The organism is Rhodococcus sp. NKCM2511 (assembly GCF_014905595.1).
GTDB lineage: Bacteria > Actinomycetota > Actinomycetes > Mycobacteriales > Mycobacteriaceae > Rhodococcoides > Rhodococcoides fascians.
This window is the reverse complement of the sequence record NZ_BNHJ02000001.1, coordinates 1,362,497-1,380,014: the sequence shown is the minus strand read 5'-3', so window position 1 is coordinate 1,380,014 and position 17,518 is coordinate 1,362,497. Positions and strand designations below refer to the sequence as shown.

General features: G+C 63.8%; 18 protein-coding genes. 4 read left to right on the top strand and 14 right to left on the bottom strand.

Annotated features, from left to right (window positions below; genetic code table 11):
• Positions 1–19: 19 nt before the first annotated feature.
• Positions 20–808: an N-acyl homoserine lactonase family protein gene (locus tag JLZ96_RS06185; RefSeq protein WP_082519267.1), complete on the top strand. Its 789-nt coding sequence runs from the start codon at positions 20–22 to the stop codon at positions 806–808.
• A 115-nt stretch (positions 809–923) separates the two neighbouring features.
• Positions 924–1,679 (top strand): alpha/beta fold hydrolase, encoded by a 756-nt coding sequence (locus JLZ96_RS06180; RefSeq protein WP_201009659.1) that lies wholly within the window; start codon positions 924–926, stop codon positions 1,677–1,679.
• A gap of 9 nt (positions 1,680–1,688) precedes the next feature.
• Here JLZ96_RS06180 and JLZ96_RS06175 read toward each other — a convergent pair whose 3' ends face one another.
• A complete protein-coding gene (locus tag JLZ96_RS06175) occupies positions 1,689–2,975 on the bottom strand; it encodes a competence/damage-inducible protein A (RefSeq protein ID WP_094693303.1) in 1,287 nt (428 codons plus the stop codon).
• A 140-nt stretch (positions 2,976–3,115) separates the two neighbouring features.
• On the opposite strand from JLZ96_RS06175, the gene JLZ96_RS06170 reads away from it, so the two are divergent.
• Entirely contained in the window at positions 3,116–3,523 is a 408-nt protein-coding gene (locus tag JLZ96_RS06170; RefSeq protein WP_201009658.1) for a DoxX family protein, read from the top strand.
• Positions 3,524–3,553: 30 nt separating this feature from the next.
• Here JLZ96_RS06170 and JLZ96_RS06165 read toward each other — a convergent pair whose 3' ends face one another.
• The 5 genes from JLZ96_RS06165 to JLZ96_RS06145 all read right to left on the bottom strand — a co-directional run bounded on the left by JLZ96_RS06165 (position 3,554) and on the right by JLZ96_RS06145 (position 8,579).
• Positions 3,554–5,041 carry an FAD-dependent oxidoreductase gene (locus tag JLZ96_RS06165; protein ID WP_094693305.1) on the bottom strand — a complete coding sequence of 496 codons (1,488 nt, stop codon included), beginning with the start codon at positions 5,039–5,041 and terminating at the stop codon, positions 3,554–3,556.
• A gap of 63 nt (positions 5,042–5,104) precedes the next feature.
• Positions 5,105–6,163, bottom strand: a complete 1,059-nt coding sequence (locus tag JLZ96_RS06160; protein ID WP_094693307.1) for a GGDEF domain-containing protein — start codon at positions 6,161–6,163, stop codon at positions 5,105–5,107.
• Between the two features lie 49 nt (positions 6,164–6,212).
• Positions 6,213–6,746 carry a DUF6924 domain-containing protein gene (locus tag JLZ96_RS06155; RefSeq protein ID WP_094693309.1) on the bottom strand — a complete coding sequence of 178 codons (534 nt, stop codon included), beginning with the start codon at positions 6,744–6,746 and terminating at the stop codon, positions 6,213–6,215.
• Between the two features lie 42 nt (positions 6,747–6,788).
• Positions 6,789–7,739: an alpha/beta hydrolase gene (locus JLZ96_RS06150; protein WP_094693311.1), complete on the bottom strand. Its 951-nt coding sequence runs from the start codon at positions 7,737–7,739 to the stop codon at positions 6,789–6,791.
• A 45-nt stretch (positions 7,740–7,784) separates the two neighbouring features.
• Positions 7,785–8,579: an SDR family oxidoreductase gene (locus JLZ96_RS06145; RefSeq protein WP_032393382.1), complete on the bottom strand. Its 795-nt coding sequence runs from the start codon at positions 8,577–8,579 to the stop codon at positions 7,785–7,787.
• Positions 8,580–8,658: 79 nt separating this feature from the next.
• On the opposite strand from JLZ96_RS06145, the gene JLZ96_RS06140 reads away from it, so the two are divergent.
• Positions 8,659–9,225: a TetR/AcrR family transcriptional regulator gene (locus JLZ96_RS06140; RefSeq protein ID WP_052053757.1), complete on the top strand. Its 567-nt coding sequence runs from the start codon at positions 8,659–8,661 to the stop codon at positions 9,223–9,225.
• A 19-nt stretch (positions 9,226–9,244) separates the two neighbouring features.
• Here JLZ96_RS06140 and JLZ96_RS06135 read toward each other — a convergent pair whose 3' ends face one another.
• From JLZ96_RS06135 to hpaD, 8 genes are all read right to left on the bottom strand, one after another.
• Positions 9,245–9,826, bottom strand: a complete 582-nt coding sequence (locus JLZ96_RS06135) for a TetR/AcrR family transcriptional regulator (protein ID WP_032393383.1) — start codon at positions 9,824–9,826, stop codon at positions 9,245–9,247.
• 201 nt (positions 9,827–10,027) lie between these two features.
• Positions 10,028–11,479 carry an APC family permease gene (locus JLZ96_RS06130; RefSeq protein ID WP_032393245.1) on the bottom strand — a complete coding sequence of 484 codons (1,452 nt, stop codon included), beginning with the start codon at positions 11,477–11,479 and terminating at the stop codon, positions 10,028–10,030.
• Between the two features lie 75 nt (positions 11,480–11,554).
• Positions 11,555–12,394 carry a MoaF C-terminal domain-containing protein gene (locus JLZ96_RS06125; RefSeq protein WP_094693313.1) on the bottom strand — a complete coding sequence of 280 codons (840 nt, stop codon included), beginning with the start codon at positions 12,392–12,394 and terminating at the stop codon, positions 11,555–11,557.
• 305 nt (positions 12,395–12,699) lie between these two features.
• The gene (locus JLZ96_RS06120; RefSeq protein ID WP_032393384.1) at positions 12,700–13,236 is read right to left on the bottom strand and encodes a MarR family winged helix-turn-helix transcriptional regulator; all 537 of its coding nucleotides are present in this window, start codon (positions 13,234–13,236) and stop codon (positions 12,700–12,702) included.
• A gap of 59 nt (positions 13,237–13,295) precedes the next feature.
• Complete coding sequence (locus tag JLZ96_RS06115) at positions 13,296–14,702, bottom strand: aldehyde dehydrogenase family protein (protein ID WP_094693315.1); 1,407 nt, start codon at positions 14,700–14,702, stop codon at positions 13,296–13,298.
• A 35-nt stretch (positions 14,703–14,737) separates the two neighbouring features.
• Positions 14,738–15,541: an HpcH/HpaI aldolase/citrate lyase family protein gene (locus JLZ96_RS06110; protein ID WP_094693317.1), complete on the bottom strand. Its 804-nt coding sequence runs from the start codon at positions 15,539–15,541 to the stop codon at positions 14,738–14,740.
• A complete protein-coding gene (gene hpaH, locus JLZ96_RS06105) occupies positions 15,526–16,311 on the bottom strand; it encodes a 2-oxo-hept-4-ene-1,7-dioate hydratase (RefSeq protein WP_094693319.1) in 786 nt (261 codons plus the stop codon). The genes JLZ96_RS06110 and hpaH overlap by 16 nt, the downstream gene beginning before the upstream one ends.
• A 34-nt stretch (positions 16,312–16,345) precedes the next feature.
• A complete protein-coding gene (hpaD, locus tag JLZ96_RS06100) occupies positions 16,346–17,497 on the bottom strand; it encodes a 3,4-dihydroxyphenylacetate 2,3-dioxygenase (RefSeq protein WP_057473875.1) in 1,152 nt (383 codons plus the stop codon).
• Between the last annotated feature and the right edge of the window lie 21 nt (positions 17,498–17,518).

Below are 17,518 nucleotides of genomic sequence, written 5' to 3'. Positions count from 1 at the left end.
CATGTGAGCACGGTGCCCGATGACTACACCTACCTGTGAACGCATGTTCTGTCTGACCTTGGCCTTCGACGAGATCCCCGAACACATTTCGATCGAGGGTGGCTCCGACCGCGTTCTCGTCGAGCCGGTGTGCGCCATCCTCGTCAAGACGACCATCGGCTGGGTCCTGCTCGACACCGGAACCGATGCGCGACGGTTCCGCGGTCCCGATCCCGACGATTCCTACGCGCCGTGCGCTCCTCCCACCTTCCCCACCGACGGGGATCCGTTGATCGATGCCCTTGCAGTTCATGGACTGACGCCCGCCGACCTCGCTTTCGCGTCGATCTCTCATTTGCATCTGGACCACTCGGGAGGACTTCGGCATCTCGCCGACGCAGGTGTCGAAGTATTCGTGCAACGGCGCGAACTCGAATTCGCAATGGACACGGCCGGGCGGGCCGACGCCTACTTGCGCGAGGACTACTCGAACCCGAACATCAAGTGGCGCATCCTCGATGGTGACGCAGAGCTCGCCCCGGGTATCGACGCGATCTCGACGCCGGGACACACCCCGGGGCACATGTCGTATCGGGTTCGGATGGCGAAGTCAGGAACGTGGATCTTCACGATGGATGCCATCGATCTGCAGGCCGGCATCGATGAGAACCGTCTGGTCGGAACCCATGCAGTGCCGGAAGATGCTCCGCTGGTACGTCTGTCGCACGATCGGCTGATCGACCTGGCGGCAGCCGAGGGGGCTCGCTTGGTCGCCGGGCACTGCCCGGTCACATGGCCGAACGTAGCCACCGTCGCCGGTCACGAGTAGGTCGGGGTCGAGCGAACAAAACGGTGCGGCGTGTAGCGTCTCGAGCTGCGCGGCAACCGAGTTTCGAGTGGTGGCGCGTCGGGGCATGTCACCGTCGACGAAACGAGAGCAATCGATGAGCACCAAACCTCCACTTCTGTTGCTGCACGGAGTGACGATGTCGGCTCGAGCGTGGGACACCGTCGCACCGTTGCTCGAGAGGAACTACGACCTCGTCGTCCCGACCGCAGCGGGTCATCGCGGTGGACATCGTCTCGATCACGCGAGCATCGGTGCTCTGACCGATGTGACAGAGCAGCTGCTCGATGATCGTGGTCTCGACACCGTGCACATCGCGGGCAATTCGATGGGAGGGTGGATGGGTATCGAGCTCGCTCGCAGAGGCCGGGCCCGGTCGGTGTGCGCGCTCTCGCCCGCCGGTTTCTGGGAGCCCGACGCCGATCCCGGTAAGAGTCGGGCGACGTTGATCCGGACCAAGAAGCTGGCCGACGCCACCAGCTCACTGATGCCGCCGCTGATGCGGTTCGGGTTCGTTCGCCAGCTCGCCATGCGTGATATTGCGTTGCGCGGCAAGCAGATGACGCACCAGCAGGCTGCCGCATCATTCGAAGACCTCGTCGGATGCGATGCGGCTCACGACCTGTTGAACACCCGCGAGAGCGTGGCACCGTTCACCGAAATGCCATGCCCCGTCACTGTGGCATGGTCGAGTGGAGACCGCATCTTCCCGCCCGAACATTTCGTCCCTGCGGCCCGTCAGCGGCTACCCGGGGCGCGTTTCGTCACGCTGGCAAACGTCGGCCATGTGCCGATGATCGACGATGCGGCACTGGTGGCGAAAACGATCGAGGAGTCCATAGTCGGTCGTTGACCACAAGAATCAGATCGTCGGCTCCAGGGCGTCGGCGAGCATGTGCATCGCTGCGGTGGTGGAAAGCGAACGCACACTTGCCCTGTCACCGGGCAGTCGAAGTGTCCGGGTGACGGTCGGCTGATCGCGGACGGCAATCGCGAAGCATACGGTGCCGACGGGCTTGAGTTCGGTGCCACCGCCGGGGCCTGCGATGCCACTGGTCGAGACAGCGATGTCGACGCTCACCCGGTTCAGCGCGCCCTCCGCCATCAGTGCAGCCACCGGTTCGCTCACGGCTCCGTGCTGGTCGATGACCTCGGCTGGAACACCGAGAAGTTCGGTCTTGGCTTCGTTTGCGTACGACACCACCGCGCCGATGACATATGCCGACGACCCGGCACGGTCGGTGAGACGCGCGGCAATCATGCCGCCCGTGCACGATTCTGCCGTTGCGATGCGACGGCCCGTCAAGCGACTCGCCACGATGTCGTCGATAGTGGATCCGTCGGTCGAAAAGACCTGTGCTCCATAGTGTTTATCGATGAGTGCTGCGACGTCGGCGTATGCGGCCGCCGCTGATTCTGGATAGCGCGTCACCATTTCGAGTTCACCGAGACGCAGGCAGGTGGTGATCTCGAGGTCGCCGAATCCCGCTACCTCGCGCTCCGCTGTTCGTAAGGTCGCCGCGAGGTCGGCCTCCGACAGACCGTACGCGCGGATGGTGTCCTGGCGAACCGCGGCACTCCTGGCCAACACTCGCGAGACCGGCGCTGTCTGGACAGCTTCGGGCCACATGGCCTGTAGTTCGCGCGGTGGGCCCGGCAGAATCAGAACCGCAGGCAGCATCCCGGAGTCGCTCGCTGGTATCGCGACGCCGGGAGCAGTGCCGGTCGGCGAAATGGACTGCGCGCCTTCCGGAATCATGGCTTGTTTGCGGATGCCCGCGAGAAGGGGCTCCGAATCGGGCGAGGAACTCAGGCGACTCCGCCAACGCTGAACGATTGTGTTGATGCGCTCCTCGAGTTCGACGTCGAGCCGAAGTTCTCGACCGTACAGCGCGGCAACGGTCGCGACCGTGAGATCGTCGGCGGTCGGCCCCAACCCGCCAGTGGTGACGATGAGGTCCATACGCTGATCGGCGAGGAAACGAAGTTGTGCGGTGAGATCATCGGGCCTGTCCCCGCACACGGTGATGTGGGCGACGTCGACGCCCAGTTCCAAGAGACGTTGGGCGACCCATGGGCCGTTCCTGTCGGACACCCGACCCGAAAGAACCTCGGTTCCCGTGACCACAACACCTGCTCGCACTGACATTCTTCGACTTTACTGTCACCGGGTTCGAGTGGACTCGCGACGGTGGCTCGATCGACACCGAATCCGGGGCCGCGGTGAGTTTCCGTACCGACGGCAGTCGATACCGGCGACATCGTGCATCTCGAACATCGGAGAACATCATGACCACGACGACCACTCCTGCAACCACGTCACGTACCGCTGCACGCGTCGGCTGGGTCCTCACCGGCCTGCTGGCGCTGTTTCTGATCTTCGATATCGTCGGCAAACTGCTGAATGTGCAGCAGGTGAAAGACGCGACGGTGGAATTGGGGCTGCGCGAAGAGATGACGCCCGTCATCGGCGTCGTGCTACTGGTGTGCTTGGTGCTGTACTTGGTGCCGCGCACCGCATTTCTGGGTGCCGTTCTCCTGACCGGCTATCTCGGTGGTGCCGTTCTCACCAACTGGCGGGTCGACAAGCCGCTCTTCAGCACGGTCCTGTTCGCGGTCTACGTCGGGATTCTTGCATGGGGTGCGCTGTACCTACGGGATCCGAAGGTGCGTCAGGTCATGCCGATAGTGCGGTAGCGAGACGCCGCCTGTCGACACATGTAAGGGTCAGGACAACGGATTCAGACCCGACGTGACGGGACCCTCCAACACGGAGCCGTCGGCAGCGAATCGCGAACCGTGCAGCGGGCAGTCCCAGGACTTCTCGGCATCGTTCCACGCCACGATGCCGCCGAGGTGTGGGCACACCGCAGACACGCGGTGGGTGACGCCGTCGACGGTGCAGACAGCCTTCGGTGCGATGCCGGGCTCGACGTGGCCCTGGCTCTCGACCGGTGGGGGTTTCGTGCCCCCTGTGATCGGTTTCGCCCATCCTTTCGTCATGTTCAGTCCCACGTTGGCATTGATACGGATCGCGTCGACGATGCCGGTGAGTTGGCGCAGATTCCAGCTGTCGTACGCGCCGGCCCAGTCGGTTCGACCGCCGAACGCCCGCTGTGCAAGAACGAGCGCGGACGCCGCGGCGTTCGTCATTCCCCATTTGTCGTACCCGGTGGCGACCCAGATGCGATCGTCGCCGGGCAGCAGTGGTCCGGCGTACGGCAGCGCGTCGATCGACCCGTAGTCCTGCGCGGACCATCTGTATCGTCGTCGGGCCCCGGGGAAGTTCTCTGCGGTCCATTCGTCGAGGTCGTTCACCTGGACCTGCGGAGAAGACTCGCGCCCGACGACGTGATCGTTTCCACCGATGAGGAGTAGATCGCCGGCCGGGGTGGGCGCATACCGGATCGATCGGCTGGGGGAGTCGGCCGAGAGGTACATTCCGCGTGGAACGTCGCCGTCGATCTCGTACGCGGCGGCATACGACCGCATCGGTTCCATTCGAGCGAAGAATGCACCACGATCGAGAATGGGTGTGCCAGTAGCCAAGACGACCCGCGACCCGCGGAGTGGACCCTGATCCGTCTTGACGTCGACGTGACGAAGCCTTCGTCTCACACCGAGTGCTCGGGTGCCCTCGGTGATGTCCGCACCCGCGCTCGAGGCGTCCTGGGCCAAGGCAATGAGGGCGTCCATCGGATCGAATTGAGCTTGGTCCGGAACAGACACGGCACCGGCGACGTCGAAGGGAAGTTCGGTGTCGGTGCCGTAGGAGGCGTTCAGTCCGGCACCGAGAGCGACGCGCAATTCATCGCGAACGGCGGTGAGACCGGAGCTGGTCGTGGCGTACGTGTACGCCGTCTCACGTTGGACCGCTATCCCCCGCTCCGCGCAGTAGTCGAGCAGCCATTGCTGCCCAGCAGTGTTGCCCTGCACGTAACGTCGCACCTGCTGTTGCGAATGTTTCGACGCTATCGACGACAGCTTCGTGCCCTGCAGAACACTGATCTTGGCTGTCGTGTTTCCCGTCGCGACGGCACCGATCGTGCGGGCTTCGAGCACCGCGACGCGTTCTCCGGCTCGTGCGAACAGCAGGGCGGTGACCAAACCTGTGAGTCCGGCCCCGATGACCACGGTGTCGTACTTCTGGGTGAAATCGATCGCGCGGTAGGGCGTGCGGTCGGGTCGGTCGAGCCAGAGCGAGTTGGGCGGCATACAACCGAGTTCCCGCCTTCGTCGTCGCGAAACCCGGAAAAACCAGATCGCCGCACGCCGTCGTCAGTGAACGATATCGCCGGGCGGACGCGCAAGAGCGACGCAATTGCGGCCGTTGCTTTTCGCGCGATACAAAGCCTCGTCGGCGGCGGCGAGTGTTCGGTCGAACACGGTGCGGGTGGAGCGTGGATCCACCTGTGGCAGTGCGGCACCGACGCTGACGGTGATCGGTATGTCGTCTGCGACGTTATGGACGGCCTGTCGAAGGCGCTCGGCGAATTCGCCGAGCGTCGGTGTCGGATCCGGTACGAGGACGACGAATTCGTCGCCGCCCAGTCGTGAGACCGTCGCGTGTCGGCCGGCGCTCATGGTCAATCGCATCGCCGTCAGCCTCAACGCGACATCGCCCGCGGAGTGGCCGTGGTGGTCGTTGACGGCTTTGAAGTGGTCGATGTCGATCAGCAACAAGGCCGGGCGAACGGGGTCGTTGCCGGCACCGACTGCTCTGGCTTCCAGGCCTCGCCGGTTGAGCACTCCGGTCAGTGGGTCGGTCATCGCGTCGGACAGATGAACCCGAGAGGAGTGCAGTACTGCTCGTGAGAACGCCGACAGCAGCGTGACAGCGCCGTTGATCACCGTGATGGCCACCACGACTCGTAGGACGACCGATACGGTGTCGGTAGGGGTTGTCGCCAATGCTGATGCTCCGAGTACGAGCACGTACACCGTGCTCCACCCGACGTGGAACCAGATCACTTTCGGTCGAGCGAAGTGCGCGGCGTACGCACCGACCAGTGCGAGAAGCATCGCACCCTGAAGCGCTGCAAGAGGATCAGCGTAGGTTGCCGTCACCACGGTGACACCGAGTTCGCAATACACGACGAACCAGTTGTTGACGGGTGCGCGGCGAGACCACCAGTCCATCCCGAATTCGGCTTTGCTCATGATCCGGGCGACGGGAATCGTGCTGATGCACACGGCGTAGGTCAGTACGGTGCCGAGTCCTTCGGTGGGGCCGTCCTGCGTGAACGTGGTGCCGATGCCGAGCAGCCCGAACAGCAGAGTCTGAACGACAACCCCCGTCCGCAGCAGCGGGTCGGGTGTCTCGTCGTTCGCCCGCATGCCGGCCGGTCGCTCGGTGGGCGCACGTCTTGCCGGTGAGTCCCGATGTCTACCCACCGAAACCGTCTCGTGTCATGTCCGATCGCCAGCGTAGACTGGCTCGGACTGCCTCCCCGACACGGTCGGCGAGGTCGGCGGCGAGGGGCTCGGAGTGGTGAAACGTAGTCGCCTGTTTCGGTTTCGACAACCGGGCCGGTTCGATCTTCGGTGCATGCCCGTCGATGCCCAACCTGAAGGCACCGTCCGGAGTCATTCGAGTCGAGGGTATGCGTTCGGCGTTGCGCGGAACCGCCGAACAGTCGATGGTGAGCAGCGTTCGATCCGGGCGCGCGAACGTCTGCTTGTCGGCAAGCGCGACATACAGTCCGTCGTTCGCCTCGGCGCGCGTCGCCAGTCGCGCGACGACCCGTCGAATACGCTGCTGGCACTGTGTTCGGTCCGACGACACGACCAGCTCGGCACCCGGGACGGCAGATCGTGTGCTGCGCGCCGACTCTGTCAAGGACGTCCAGATTGCGTCGTCGTCCTCACCGAAATATGTTCGCAACAGCCAGAGTTCGGAGCTGCTCGCGCCGTCGGGCATGGTGATCCAATCCGAGAACTGTGGGGTGCGCCGAACGTGCGGTCAGGCGGAGGGGACAGCCCGGAGTTGCACGGGCACAGTATCGGCGAGGAAGGTCAGCTGATCTCCGATCACCGAGGAGAACAGCGGCTCCACGTACGGGTCGAAATGACCGCCTACGTAGGTTCGAACCGTCGCACCGCGGACTTTTGCCGCGGCGCGTTGTGCGACGGACGCCGGGGTCACTGTGTCTTCGGACGCAATCTGCACCAAAGTGGGGCAGTCGATACGTGACATCGTTCTCCCGGGGGAGTAGCGCCAGATCTTCAGAAGGATTCGTGCAGCGACGGTTTCGGGGTAGTCGCCGTCGGACAGTCCGGACTCGAGGACGAGACGGTCACGCCCCTTCATCGCGTCGGGCGAGACCATCACGGCTCGTTGGCCGGGTAGTCCGACGCTGTCGACGTAGCGCGGCGATCGGCCGAGGACAGCGCGCACACCGTCGGACATAGCGGCCGGAGCCAGCCGCACAGCCTGTCGCAATCCGGTTGCGCGAACGGCAGCAATGCCGTCGATGTGGGGTACCTGGGCGATGACGGCTGAGAATCGAACCCCGTTGCCCGCCAACGTCAGTACGTGGCCACCGGCGAACGACGTCCCCCAGCCGACGACCCGATTGTCGTCGACTCCGTCCAATGAGCGAGCGAAGTCGACGGCGTTTCGCCAGTCGATAAGCTGTTCGTTCACGTCCAACAGCTGGCGCGGTTCGCCCTCGCTGTCCCCGAAGAACCGGTAGTCGAAGACGCACACCACGTAACCGGCCGCGACGAAACGCTCCGCGTAGGCGTACAGGCGCATGGCTCGGGGACTGCCGAACCCGTGGGCCATGACAATCACCGGCAGACGGTTGGAGGCCGGGCTGCGTGGCCGGAAAACCGTAGCAGCGCAACGAACTCCGTTCGAGTGGAATGACGTCTCGGTACGGGTGAAACCGGTGTGGTCGTCGGTGATCATGCGATTGTTCCTCTGTTCAGCAAAGACTGTATGGATCGAAACTCGTTACTTGAAGGGATTGAGTGTCCTGCCGAGGTAGTACCCGATACGTGTCGGAATCGGTTTGGCTGCAACAGCAGTCGCTTTGTTGACCAACCCGGGCACGCACACCGGAGTGCCGTTCTCGACCGCGCGCCATCCCTCGCGAACGACGTCCTCGGGGTTCTGCCACAGGATCGAGGGGAGTTTGGACGTGGCCGCCTCCCTGGTCCCCATGACGTCGTGGAACTCGCTGTGCGTGAAGCCCGGGCAGAGCGCGGTGACGTGAATGCCGTGGGGACGCAGCTCCATGTCGAGTGACTGCGACATGTCGAGTACGTAGGACTTGATGCCGGTGTACAGCAAACTGGCCGCGGGGGGAAGCAGGGCCGCCAGCGACGAGAGGTTGACGATGCGCCCGTATCCTCGCTCTTTCATGCCAGGAACAGTGAGGTGAGCAAGTTCGGTCACCGCCGTGATCATCACCTGGATCTCCGCGGCCAGCGACTCGAATGAAGCGTCGGCGAACTTCGAATTCCCCGACATTCCAGCATTGTTGACGAGTATGTCGATGTCGACACCCAGGGCTCGCGTGCGCTCCATGATCGCGCGGGGAGCGTCGCGATCGGCCAGGTCGGCGGCCACCACGTCGCACCGCACGCTGTGGCGCGTGGTGAGCTCGTCTGCCAGTGCAGTCAACCGATCCTCGCGACGGGCTACCAGAACGAGGTTGTGTCCCTCGGCGGCGAGGTGACGTGCGAAGGCCGCGCCGATGCCTGCGGATGCGCCGGTGATCAGGGCTGTGCGTCCGGTGTTCGACATCTGCCACGTCTCCATCTCTTGAACGGTCATCAAGAACGGTAGCAGTGTCTTGAATGGCATTCAAGATAAACTCCGGGACATGCCCAAGAATCGCGGACTGCACGACAGGGAGAGCAAGCGCGACGACATCGTCGCCGCTGCCCGCGAGATGTTCGTATCCGACGGTTTCGAGCGCGCATCGATCAGCCGTCTGGCGAAAGCTGTCGGGATCACCCCGAACACCGTGTACTGGTACTTCGACGACAAGGACGACATCCTGGTCGCAGTGCTGACCGCTATCGCGGCCGAGGATGCGGCAGATTATGCGACCGTCGCGGATCGATCCCTGGCCGACCGTTTGGTCTGGCTCGTGGAGCAACTTCAGAGGGTAGGCCCTCTGGTATCGACGGTGCACGACCGAGTTGCCAAGTCGGCAGCAATCGAGCACTGGCACAACGGTTTCCACCACTTCGCGGAATCGTTGTTCGTTTCCGATATCGAGAAGGCTGGACTGTCCGGGTCCGAAGCCGATGCGATGCTGCGCATCGGGACGTTCGTCGTGGAGGGATTGCTGACGCACGCCCCAGCTCCGGAGGTCGTCCGTTCGGTGATCGATCGATTGGTCGCGACCATACCTCCGGCTACGCATGCCTCCGCGGCCGAATAGGGCGGCACATTCGGTCCGGCTACCGCTCGCGGGCCCGGCGGGGTACGAGTAATCGACGAAGGTGGATCAACGCGCTGTCCGTCGCCTGTCGGTCGTCACCGGTGATCTGCTCGAGTATCAGGCCCTCTGCAGCCGAGTAGACGAGGTGGCTCAGAGCTGGATCGGGGTCGATTCCTGCCAGCGTCAGTTCCGCGCCGATGGCATCGACGTACGCGTCACGTACGCGCCGGATGTGGGGCCTCAGCTTCGGACGACGGCGTGACTCGAGCATCAACTCGAATTGAAACGCCTGATCGATCGCATCGTCGTCCGCAAATGTGGACAGCCCTGCGAACAGCGCGTTCAGATCGCCGCTACCGGGCCGGGTGGTGATGGTGGCGACACTGCGAACGTAAGAACGGTGCAGCGCCTCCTCGACGAGAGTGTCGATCGATCCGAAGTGGTGTGCCACCAGTGTGTGACCGACACCGGCCTCCGAGGCAACCCGCCTGTAGGTGAGGCGACGAAGCCCGTCTTCGGCGACCGCTCGAACGGTCGCGTCCAGCAGGGCGTCGCGGCCGGTACCGTACCGGGACTCGTGAACTCTCTGCTCGACGGCCATGTGCGGTGTGCCCCTTTCTGTCGGCTCGAACTCGCGCTCCTCACCGTACCCAGCTTGCGATCCGAGATGTGGTCGAAGCAACGGTGATTCGGAGAGCATCGCTGGTGCGGCCTCGGGCACGCTGTGCGGTGTCATACCCTCGAATGCGGCGAACGCCGACCGATCCGCGAGGCGAAGCGGTGGCGTCCGGATCGATGGAATTCAGACCAATTCGGCCTCGTAGTTGATGGCGGGACGCATTGTGGCCCAAGCGAACCCGGCGACCGACGCCGCGGGAATCAAAAGGAGCAGCCACTGAGCAACTCCGCCCTGGCCACCGAGCAGGACGTCGTAGTTGGTGACCGCAATGTAGGCCACGGATCCGAATCCGGCGATCGAGAGCCCAGGCGCGATCTTCGTCGTCCACGGGTTGGTCTCCAACGTGTTCCGTGCGAAGAACGCGATGATGGACACGGATGTGAGGATCAGGATCACGATCAGCGCCACGGTGCCCAGCGAGAGAAGCCAGCTGAAGGTGACGGTGATGGGATCTGCGCCGGCGAGTCCGAAACCGGCGACGACGACAGCGATGAGTACACCTACGCAGAGAGCGGCGGTGGCAGGTGTACCCGACCTGGAGGTGACGGTACCCAGTCGAGCGGGCAGAACGCCTGCTCTGCTCAGTGCATAGAGATAGCGAGCGAACATGTTCTGAAACCCGATGAGCATGGCGACGAAACTCGTGACGACGAGAACCTCGAGGGAGGTCGCGAGCCAGGACCCGACCTCGGTCTCCGCCACTGCGAACACGAGTCCGGCAGGGTCATCGGTGGCTGCAGCCTGAACCGAATCCGATCCGACCGAATTGCCGATCGCCCACACGGTCAGGGCGTAGAACAGACCGATGAAGGCGATGGATCCGTAGACGGCGCGGGGAATGGTGCGACGTGGGTTCTTGGCCTCCTCCGAGAACACCACCGTTGCCTCGAATCCGGTGAAGCACGCGAAGGCGAACAGGAACGCCACGCCGAGACCCGGGCCGACCAGGTCGGATGGATCGAACGCGGCCAGAGAATTACCGGCCGGCCCGCCGCCACCGAGGATGATGGCAACGTCGAGCACGAGGAGCGCCGCGATCTCGAGGGCCACCAGAACGCCGAGAACTTTGAGGCTGAGGTCCACCCCGACGGCTGTCAATGTGGTCACTGCTGCAAGGACGACCAGGACGATGACCAACGGCGGAATGTCGATGCCGAGTTTGTCCGCAATCAATGCGTTGGCGAATACGGAGAACTGCGACCACAGAGCCGCCTGCAGACTCCCGTAGAACAAGATGGCCAATCCTGCCCCGGCGGTGGCGATTCGGGCACCCAGACCCTGAGCGATGTAGGCCACGAACCCGCCGGCGTTGCGTACGTGCCGACTCATGGCGACATACCCGGAGGAGAAGATCACGAACAGTGCAGCAGCGAGTAGATAGACCAGCGGTGCCGTTGCGCCGTTGGCGGAGAACACGACCGGTGAGGCACCGATGACTGCGGCCATGGGTGCCACGGCGGCAACGACGAAGAAGATGATGGCCCCGACGCCCAACGTGCCCGGACGCAATCCGGATCGTTCGGAGGAACCTGACTGGGGTGCTGCGTTCGACGAAAAGGGTGGTGTGGTGGACATCGGGCATCTCCGGGGTGGCAGGTGGAGCAGGATCGAATAGGTGGTGTTCGGCCGAATGCGTAAGAAAACGAGCGATCAGGCCGAGGGGCCCGGACGCGCAGCGTCGATCGACGGCGTGCGCTCGAATTCCTGGGCGTAGGAGCCCATCGTGAGATTCACCAGTTCTCCGCTGTACTGATCGAGGGCGAACTGGATGCCGACCGTGCGGTGGGCCGCCAGGTCGATGAGAACCATGCCTTCGACGCCCAGGTTCTTTTCCAGCCAAGAGAAGAGGTACGTGTTGTCGCGCAGCTTGAAGTAGGTGCAGCGTTCGGTGTCACCGACTCCGAGCTCGGTACCGCCGACACACAGCCACGTGAAGATGTTCTCGTTCAGGTAGACGTGGTCGTAGACGTCCTCACCGCTGTATGCGTACCGGACGCGGCGTCCGATCAGCTCGTCGGTGACAGTGTGCGCGTCCTCGGGCGTGGCACCGGATCCAGCGATCTGGCCCTGGAACCACTGCTGGCGCGCGGCTTCAGGTCGGGGGTCGAGTCCGAGTTCGCCGATCGCTCCGGTGACCTGTCCGCTGGCGGTGTCGATCGCGGCGCTGAAGGCTACGGGGTGATCCTCCCCGGCCCGCAGGTAGTGGATGTAGAACAGTCCGGGCTGCATCTCGAACAGCTCGTAGCTGTCGGTTCCGCGCGCGGTCTCGGTGCCGTTCTCGAACACGGCCCACTCGACTGCCGAACTGGAGAATTTCTGGGACAGAGTGAAGTCGCTACCGCCGTCGAGGTACCGGGCGTCCAGCACGATCTCCTCGCCATCGAGTGCCCGGCTGAGGTCGGGCAGGTACTCGTCGAAGCCGTCGGCCATTTCGGTGAGCGGAGCCCAGTCTTCTTTGCTCCAGCTGAACGGTGTTGTTGCAGTCTTCATTTCATACCTCTCGAAGGTGACGGCGCGTCGTGTTCGGTGACCGGCGGGTGATCACCGCGCAAACTGAACAGATGGTCGATTGTGACCCGTGGCACAACTATGACGGATCGTGGGCAAATAATCAAGGGTTTGATCGATTTGTTTACGCGTGAAACACGCTGGAAACAGCAATCGGACATATCTGTCGGAACTGCGCGCCGAATCGAATCCGCGAGGTGTCTGTTACGCCCTGCGTCGGAACGGTTTTCGTGATGCTGAGCGTGCGGCGAGGGTAGATGCGGAACACTTGCTCCGTAGGCGAGCGGTCAGCGCCGCTTGATGCCGTCCTGGTCGATCGCGGTGGCCAGCTTTTGCAGAAGGCCGGTGAGAATCTGGCGTTCTTCGCCTGTCAGAGCATCGGCCCAGAGTTGTTCACGACGATTGTGAGCCGCAAAAGTGTCCGTGATGGCGGAATGCCCGGATTCTGTCAGCGAGACGGTCAGGGCTCGGCCGTCGGTGATGGACCGTTCCGATTCCACCAGACCGTCCTTGATCAAGGTCTTGACCAGAGCGGACGTGGCAGAGCGGCTGATGCCTGCCAGCTCTGCGATGCGCTTCGATTCGCTCGGCCCGACGAGCCACAGAACGAACAACACTCGGAAACCCGACCATGTCCAGCCACTGGGGCGATGAACACTCGATTCCAGGTCGTAGACCACGGCACCGGTGACTCGATGCAGCTCGAGCACCAACCGCATGGCAACCGGATCGACCTGTTCGAGTTCCGTGGACGCCTTCTCGACGGCGAACTCGACGAACGACATGAAGTCGAGCTGAGTGGGGTCGATGGAGTCGGCGGTCACCGTCCCACGGTATCGGACCGGCATCGGCGTGCCCGGCCGAGCACGCCGATGCGGTTCGATCAGCCGTTGATGACCTGTGGTGCCGAGACCGATTTGAGTCCGTCGACGCCGAATTCGAGGCCGTAGCCGGACATCTTGATGCCGCCGAACGGAACCATCGGGTGTACGCCACCGTGGCTGTTGATCCATACCGTGCCGGCTTGAATCCGAGCGGCTATCTTTCGGGCAGCATCGCGGTCGGAACTCCACACCGAAGCTCCGAGTCCGACATCGAGGCCGTTGGCGAGTTCGATTGCCTCGTCGACTGTTTCGTATCGAACGATGGGTAGGGCCGGGCCGAACTGCTCCTCGGTCACCAGAGCGTTGTCGTTGTCGATGTTCGACACCAGAGTCGTGGGGTAGAAGTGCCCGGGGGCGTCGGCGTCCGGGTTTCCGCCGACCAGCATGGTGGCACCGGATTCGCGGGCGCGCTCGACAAGATTCGCGACGATGTCGTACTGCGCCTTGTTCTGCAACGGGCCCAACACGTTGTCCTCATCCAGACCGCGGCCCATCGGCATCGCCTCCGCGACTGCCGCGAGTTCGGTGCAGACCGCGTCGTAGACGTCGGTGTGCACGTACAGGCGCTTGAGGGCGGCACAGGTTTGTCCGGTGTTGATGAAGGCACCCCAGAACAGATCCTGCGCAATGGCTTTGGGATCGACATCCGGTAACACGATGCCGGCGTCGTTGCCACCGAGCTCGAGGGTGAGCCGCTTGACCGTGTCGGCGGAGCTCTTGATGATCGCTTGGCCGGTGCGGGTGGACCCGGTGAACATCAGCTTGTCGATGTCGGGGTGCGACGACAGGCGTGCGCCCAGGTCTCCCTCTCCGGCGACGACGGTCAGCACATCCTCGGGTAGCGCCGAGTTGATAACAGTGGCGAGCGCCAGCACACTCAACGGCGTGTATTCCGACGGTTTGACGATGGTGGTGTTACCCATCCGCAATGCGGGAGCGATCTGCCAGACGGTGATCATCATGGGCCAGTTCCACGGTCCGATTGCCCCGACGACTCCGAGCGGACGGTAGTACATCTCGGCGTTGCCGTCGTCACCGTCGAGGAGGGTGCGGCCGGGGAGTTCGGTTGCCGCGGTGGCACGCAGCCAGTTGGCACAGGCACCGACCTCGAACCGCGCATTGGGTCCGTTCAGTGGCTTGCCCTGTTCACGTGAAAGTAATTCTGCGAGAGGCTCGGTGGCTGCATCGATGGCATCGGCTGCCTGGAGCAGGCGCGCCGTGCGGTCCTCGTCGGTAAGCGCCGCCCACGCAGGCTGTGCTGCTTTGGCGCGGGCGATCGCGGCGTCGAGCACCTCGACACCCTCCACAGGGGCTTTACCGACGACGTCCCCGGTTGCCGGGTCGAGGATCTCGCGTCCGTTCGGATCGGTGATCTCGCTGAGAAGCGAATCGAATGTGATGGTCACTGTCTGTCCTTTCGACGGCGAACTGGGTTGGAGGATCAGTAGCTGGCGCGCGCGCTGTGCGCCGATGGATCGATGTAGCGCTGAGCGAGGGCCTCGGAACCCCGCGCCAAGATTGCGGCGTCGGCACCGACGAGCAGGAACTGCGCGCCGTCCTCGGCGTAGGAGTCGGCACGGTCGGGATCGAAAGCATTGACTCCGAACGGCTTTCCGGTGGATGCGATCGCCGTGAACGCATCGTTCACTGCGGCCACGACGTCGGGGTGGTTCTGCTGTCCGAGTAGTCCCATCGAGGCGGACAGATCGCTGGGTCCGAGGAAGACGCCGTCGATCCCCGGCGTTCCCGCGATAGCCGCTGCGTTGGATACCCCTTCGGCCGTCTCGATCTGGACGAAGACGGACACGTGATCGGCTCCGTCCGCCAGATAGTCCTCGACCCGGTTCCAGCGGGCCGATCGTGCCAGCGCGCTACCGACGCCGCGCCGCCCCACCGGTGGGTACTGTGCCGCGAGGGCCACCTCGCGCGCTTGATCGGCCGTCGAGATCATCGGGACCAGGATGTTCTGAGCGCCCAGATCCAAGACTTGCTTGATGATCACCGCGTCGCCGACGGGTACCCGCACCACCGGCGTCACAGGGTAAGCGGAGACCGCATACAGCTGGGCGAGAACGGATTCGAGGCCGTTGGGTGCGTGTTCCATGTCGATGAGCACCCAGTCCAGGCCCGAGCCGGCCATGATCTCGGCGGCCACCGGCGACCCGGTGGTGATCCAGCCGCCGTACAGCGGCCGGTCCGCCTCCGCCAACGCCTCCCGGAAGGTCTTGTTCAGTCGAAGCGGCATGAGATCGTTCCCATCGGTCCGTAGTCGGCGAGCACGCTGTCGCCCTGGTGCACCCACATCGGGCGGGTGAAGGAGCCGGCCAACACGATTTCACCGGCCTCCAGCCGGTCGCCGTGCTGAGAGAGCTTGTTGGCCAACCACGCCACGCCCGTCGCCGGATGATTGAGCACCGCGGCGGCGACGCCGGACTCTTCGATCGTCTCGTTCCGATAGAGCAACGCCGATATCCACCGCATGTCCACAGTCGAGGGGTCGGTGGGGTTGCCGCCGTAGACCATCGCGCCGAGTGCGGCATTGTCGCTGATGGTGTCGACAATGGTGCGGCCCTCCATCTCGATCCGCGAACTGAGAATCTCGAGAGCCGGCACGACGTACTCGGTTGCCTTCAGAACGTCGAAGATCGTCGCGGTCGGACCGGCCAACGGCCTACCGAGAACGAAGGCGAGCTCGACCTCTATCCGCACATTGGAGAAGCGCTCGTGCTCGATCACCGAGCCGTTGTCGAAAACCTGGTCGTCGAATATCGCGCCGTAATCGGGCTCGGTGATGCCGGTCGCGACCTGCATCACCTTGCTCGTCAAACCGATCTTGCGGCCGACCAGGCGTCGACCGGACTCGACCTTGCGTCGACGCCACTCGTTCTGCACTGCGTACGAATCCTCGAAGGTCATGTCGGGATAGCGAGCAGTGAGCCGCGGAATCATCGTCCGCGTCCGTTCGGCTTCTTCGAGTTGGTCGGCGATGGCCGTGATGGTGTTCGGGGGGAGCATGAATTCTCCTGTGCCGTAGGGGAATGAGTCGTTACTACAGCTGTGCGCCGAGCTTGAACTCGCCCTTCTTCCAGTCCGGCATCTCGTCGGTGTCCTCTTTGCGGGTGTACGAGAAGCCGTCCGCCCCGATGGTGACGGCCATTTCGGAATCGTCGGTCCGCGCGATGACCGGCTTGGGGTTGCCGTCGAGATCCAGGACGATCGAGGCGTCGGTGTACCAGCTGGGGACCACCGGGGTGCCCCACCAGTCGCGGCGTTGGTTGTCGTGCACGTCCCAGGTGACGACCGGGTTGTCGGGATCGCCGGTGTAGTAGTCCTGGGTGTAGATCTCGATGCGGTGGCCATCCGGGTCGCGGAGGTAGAGGTAGAAGGCGTTCGAGACGCCGTGCCGTCCCGGTCCGCGCTCGATGTGGTCGGACATCCGCAGGGAGCCCAGTTTGTCGCAGATCGCGATGATGTTGTGCTTCTCGTGCGTGGCGAAGGCAACGTGGTGCATCCGTGGTCCGTCGCCCCCGGTCATCGCGGTGTCGTGCACAGTGGACTTACGACGCATCCAGGCCGCGTACGTCGTCCCGGCCTCGTCCTGGATGTCCTCGGTGACGCGAAAGCCGAGATCCTCCATGTACGCCACGGCGCGGGGGACGTCGGGGGTCACCTGGTTGAAGTGGTCCAGACGCACGAGCGCGCCCGGGGTGTACAGGTGGTAGTGCCACGCGAGCCGCTCGACGTGCTCGACGTCGTAGAAGAACTCGTACGGGAAGCCGAGAGGATCCTCGACGCGCACCGAATCACCGATGCCCTTGTTGTACCCGTTGGGGTTTCGCTCCACGCGGCAGCCGAGTTCGGTGTAGAACGCGACCGCTTTGTCGAGATCCTCCGGGCTGCGTACCCGATAGGAGAACGCTGCTACACCGGCGACAGGGCCCTTGCGCAGGACCAGGTTGTGGTGGATGAATTCCTCGAACGAGCGAAGGTAGACGGCGTTCTCGTCTTCCTCGGTCACGACGAGGTCGAGCACGTCGACGTAGAACTTGCGTGAACGCTCGAGGTCGGTGACGACCAATTCCATGTAGGCGCAGCGCAATACATCCGGGGGAGTGGCCCGCGGGGTGGGAACCGGGTCGGCCGAGCGGATCGGGCTGGTGCGCGTCACGACGGGCTCGGGGGCATCGGGGGTGATGGTCATGTCATGGTCCTTGTCGAAAGG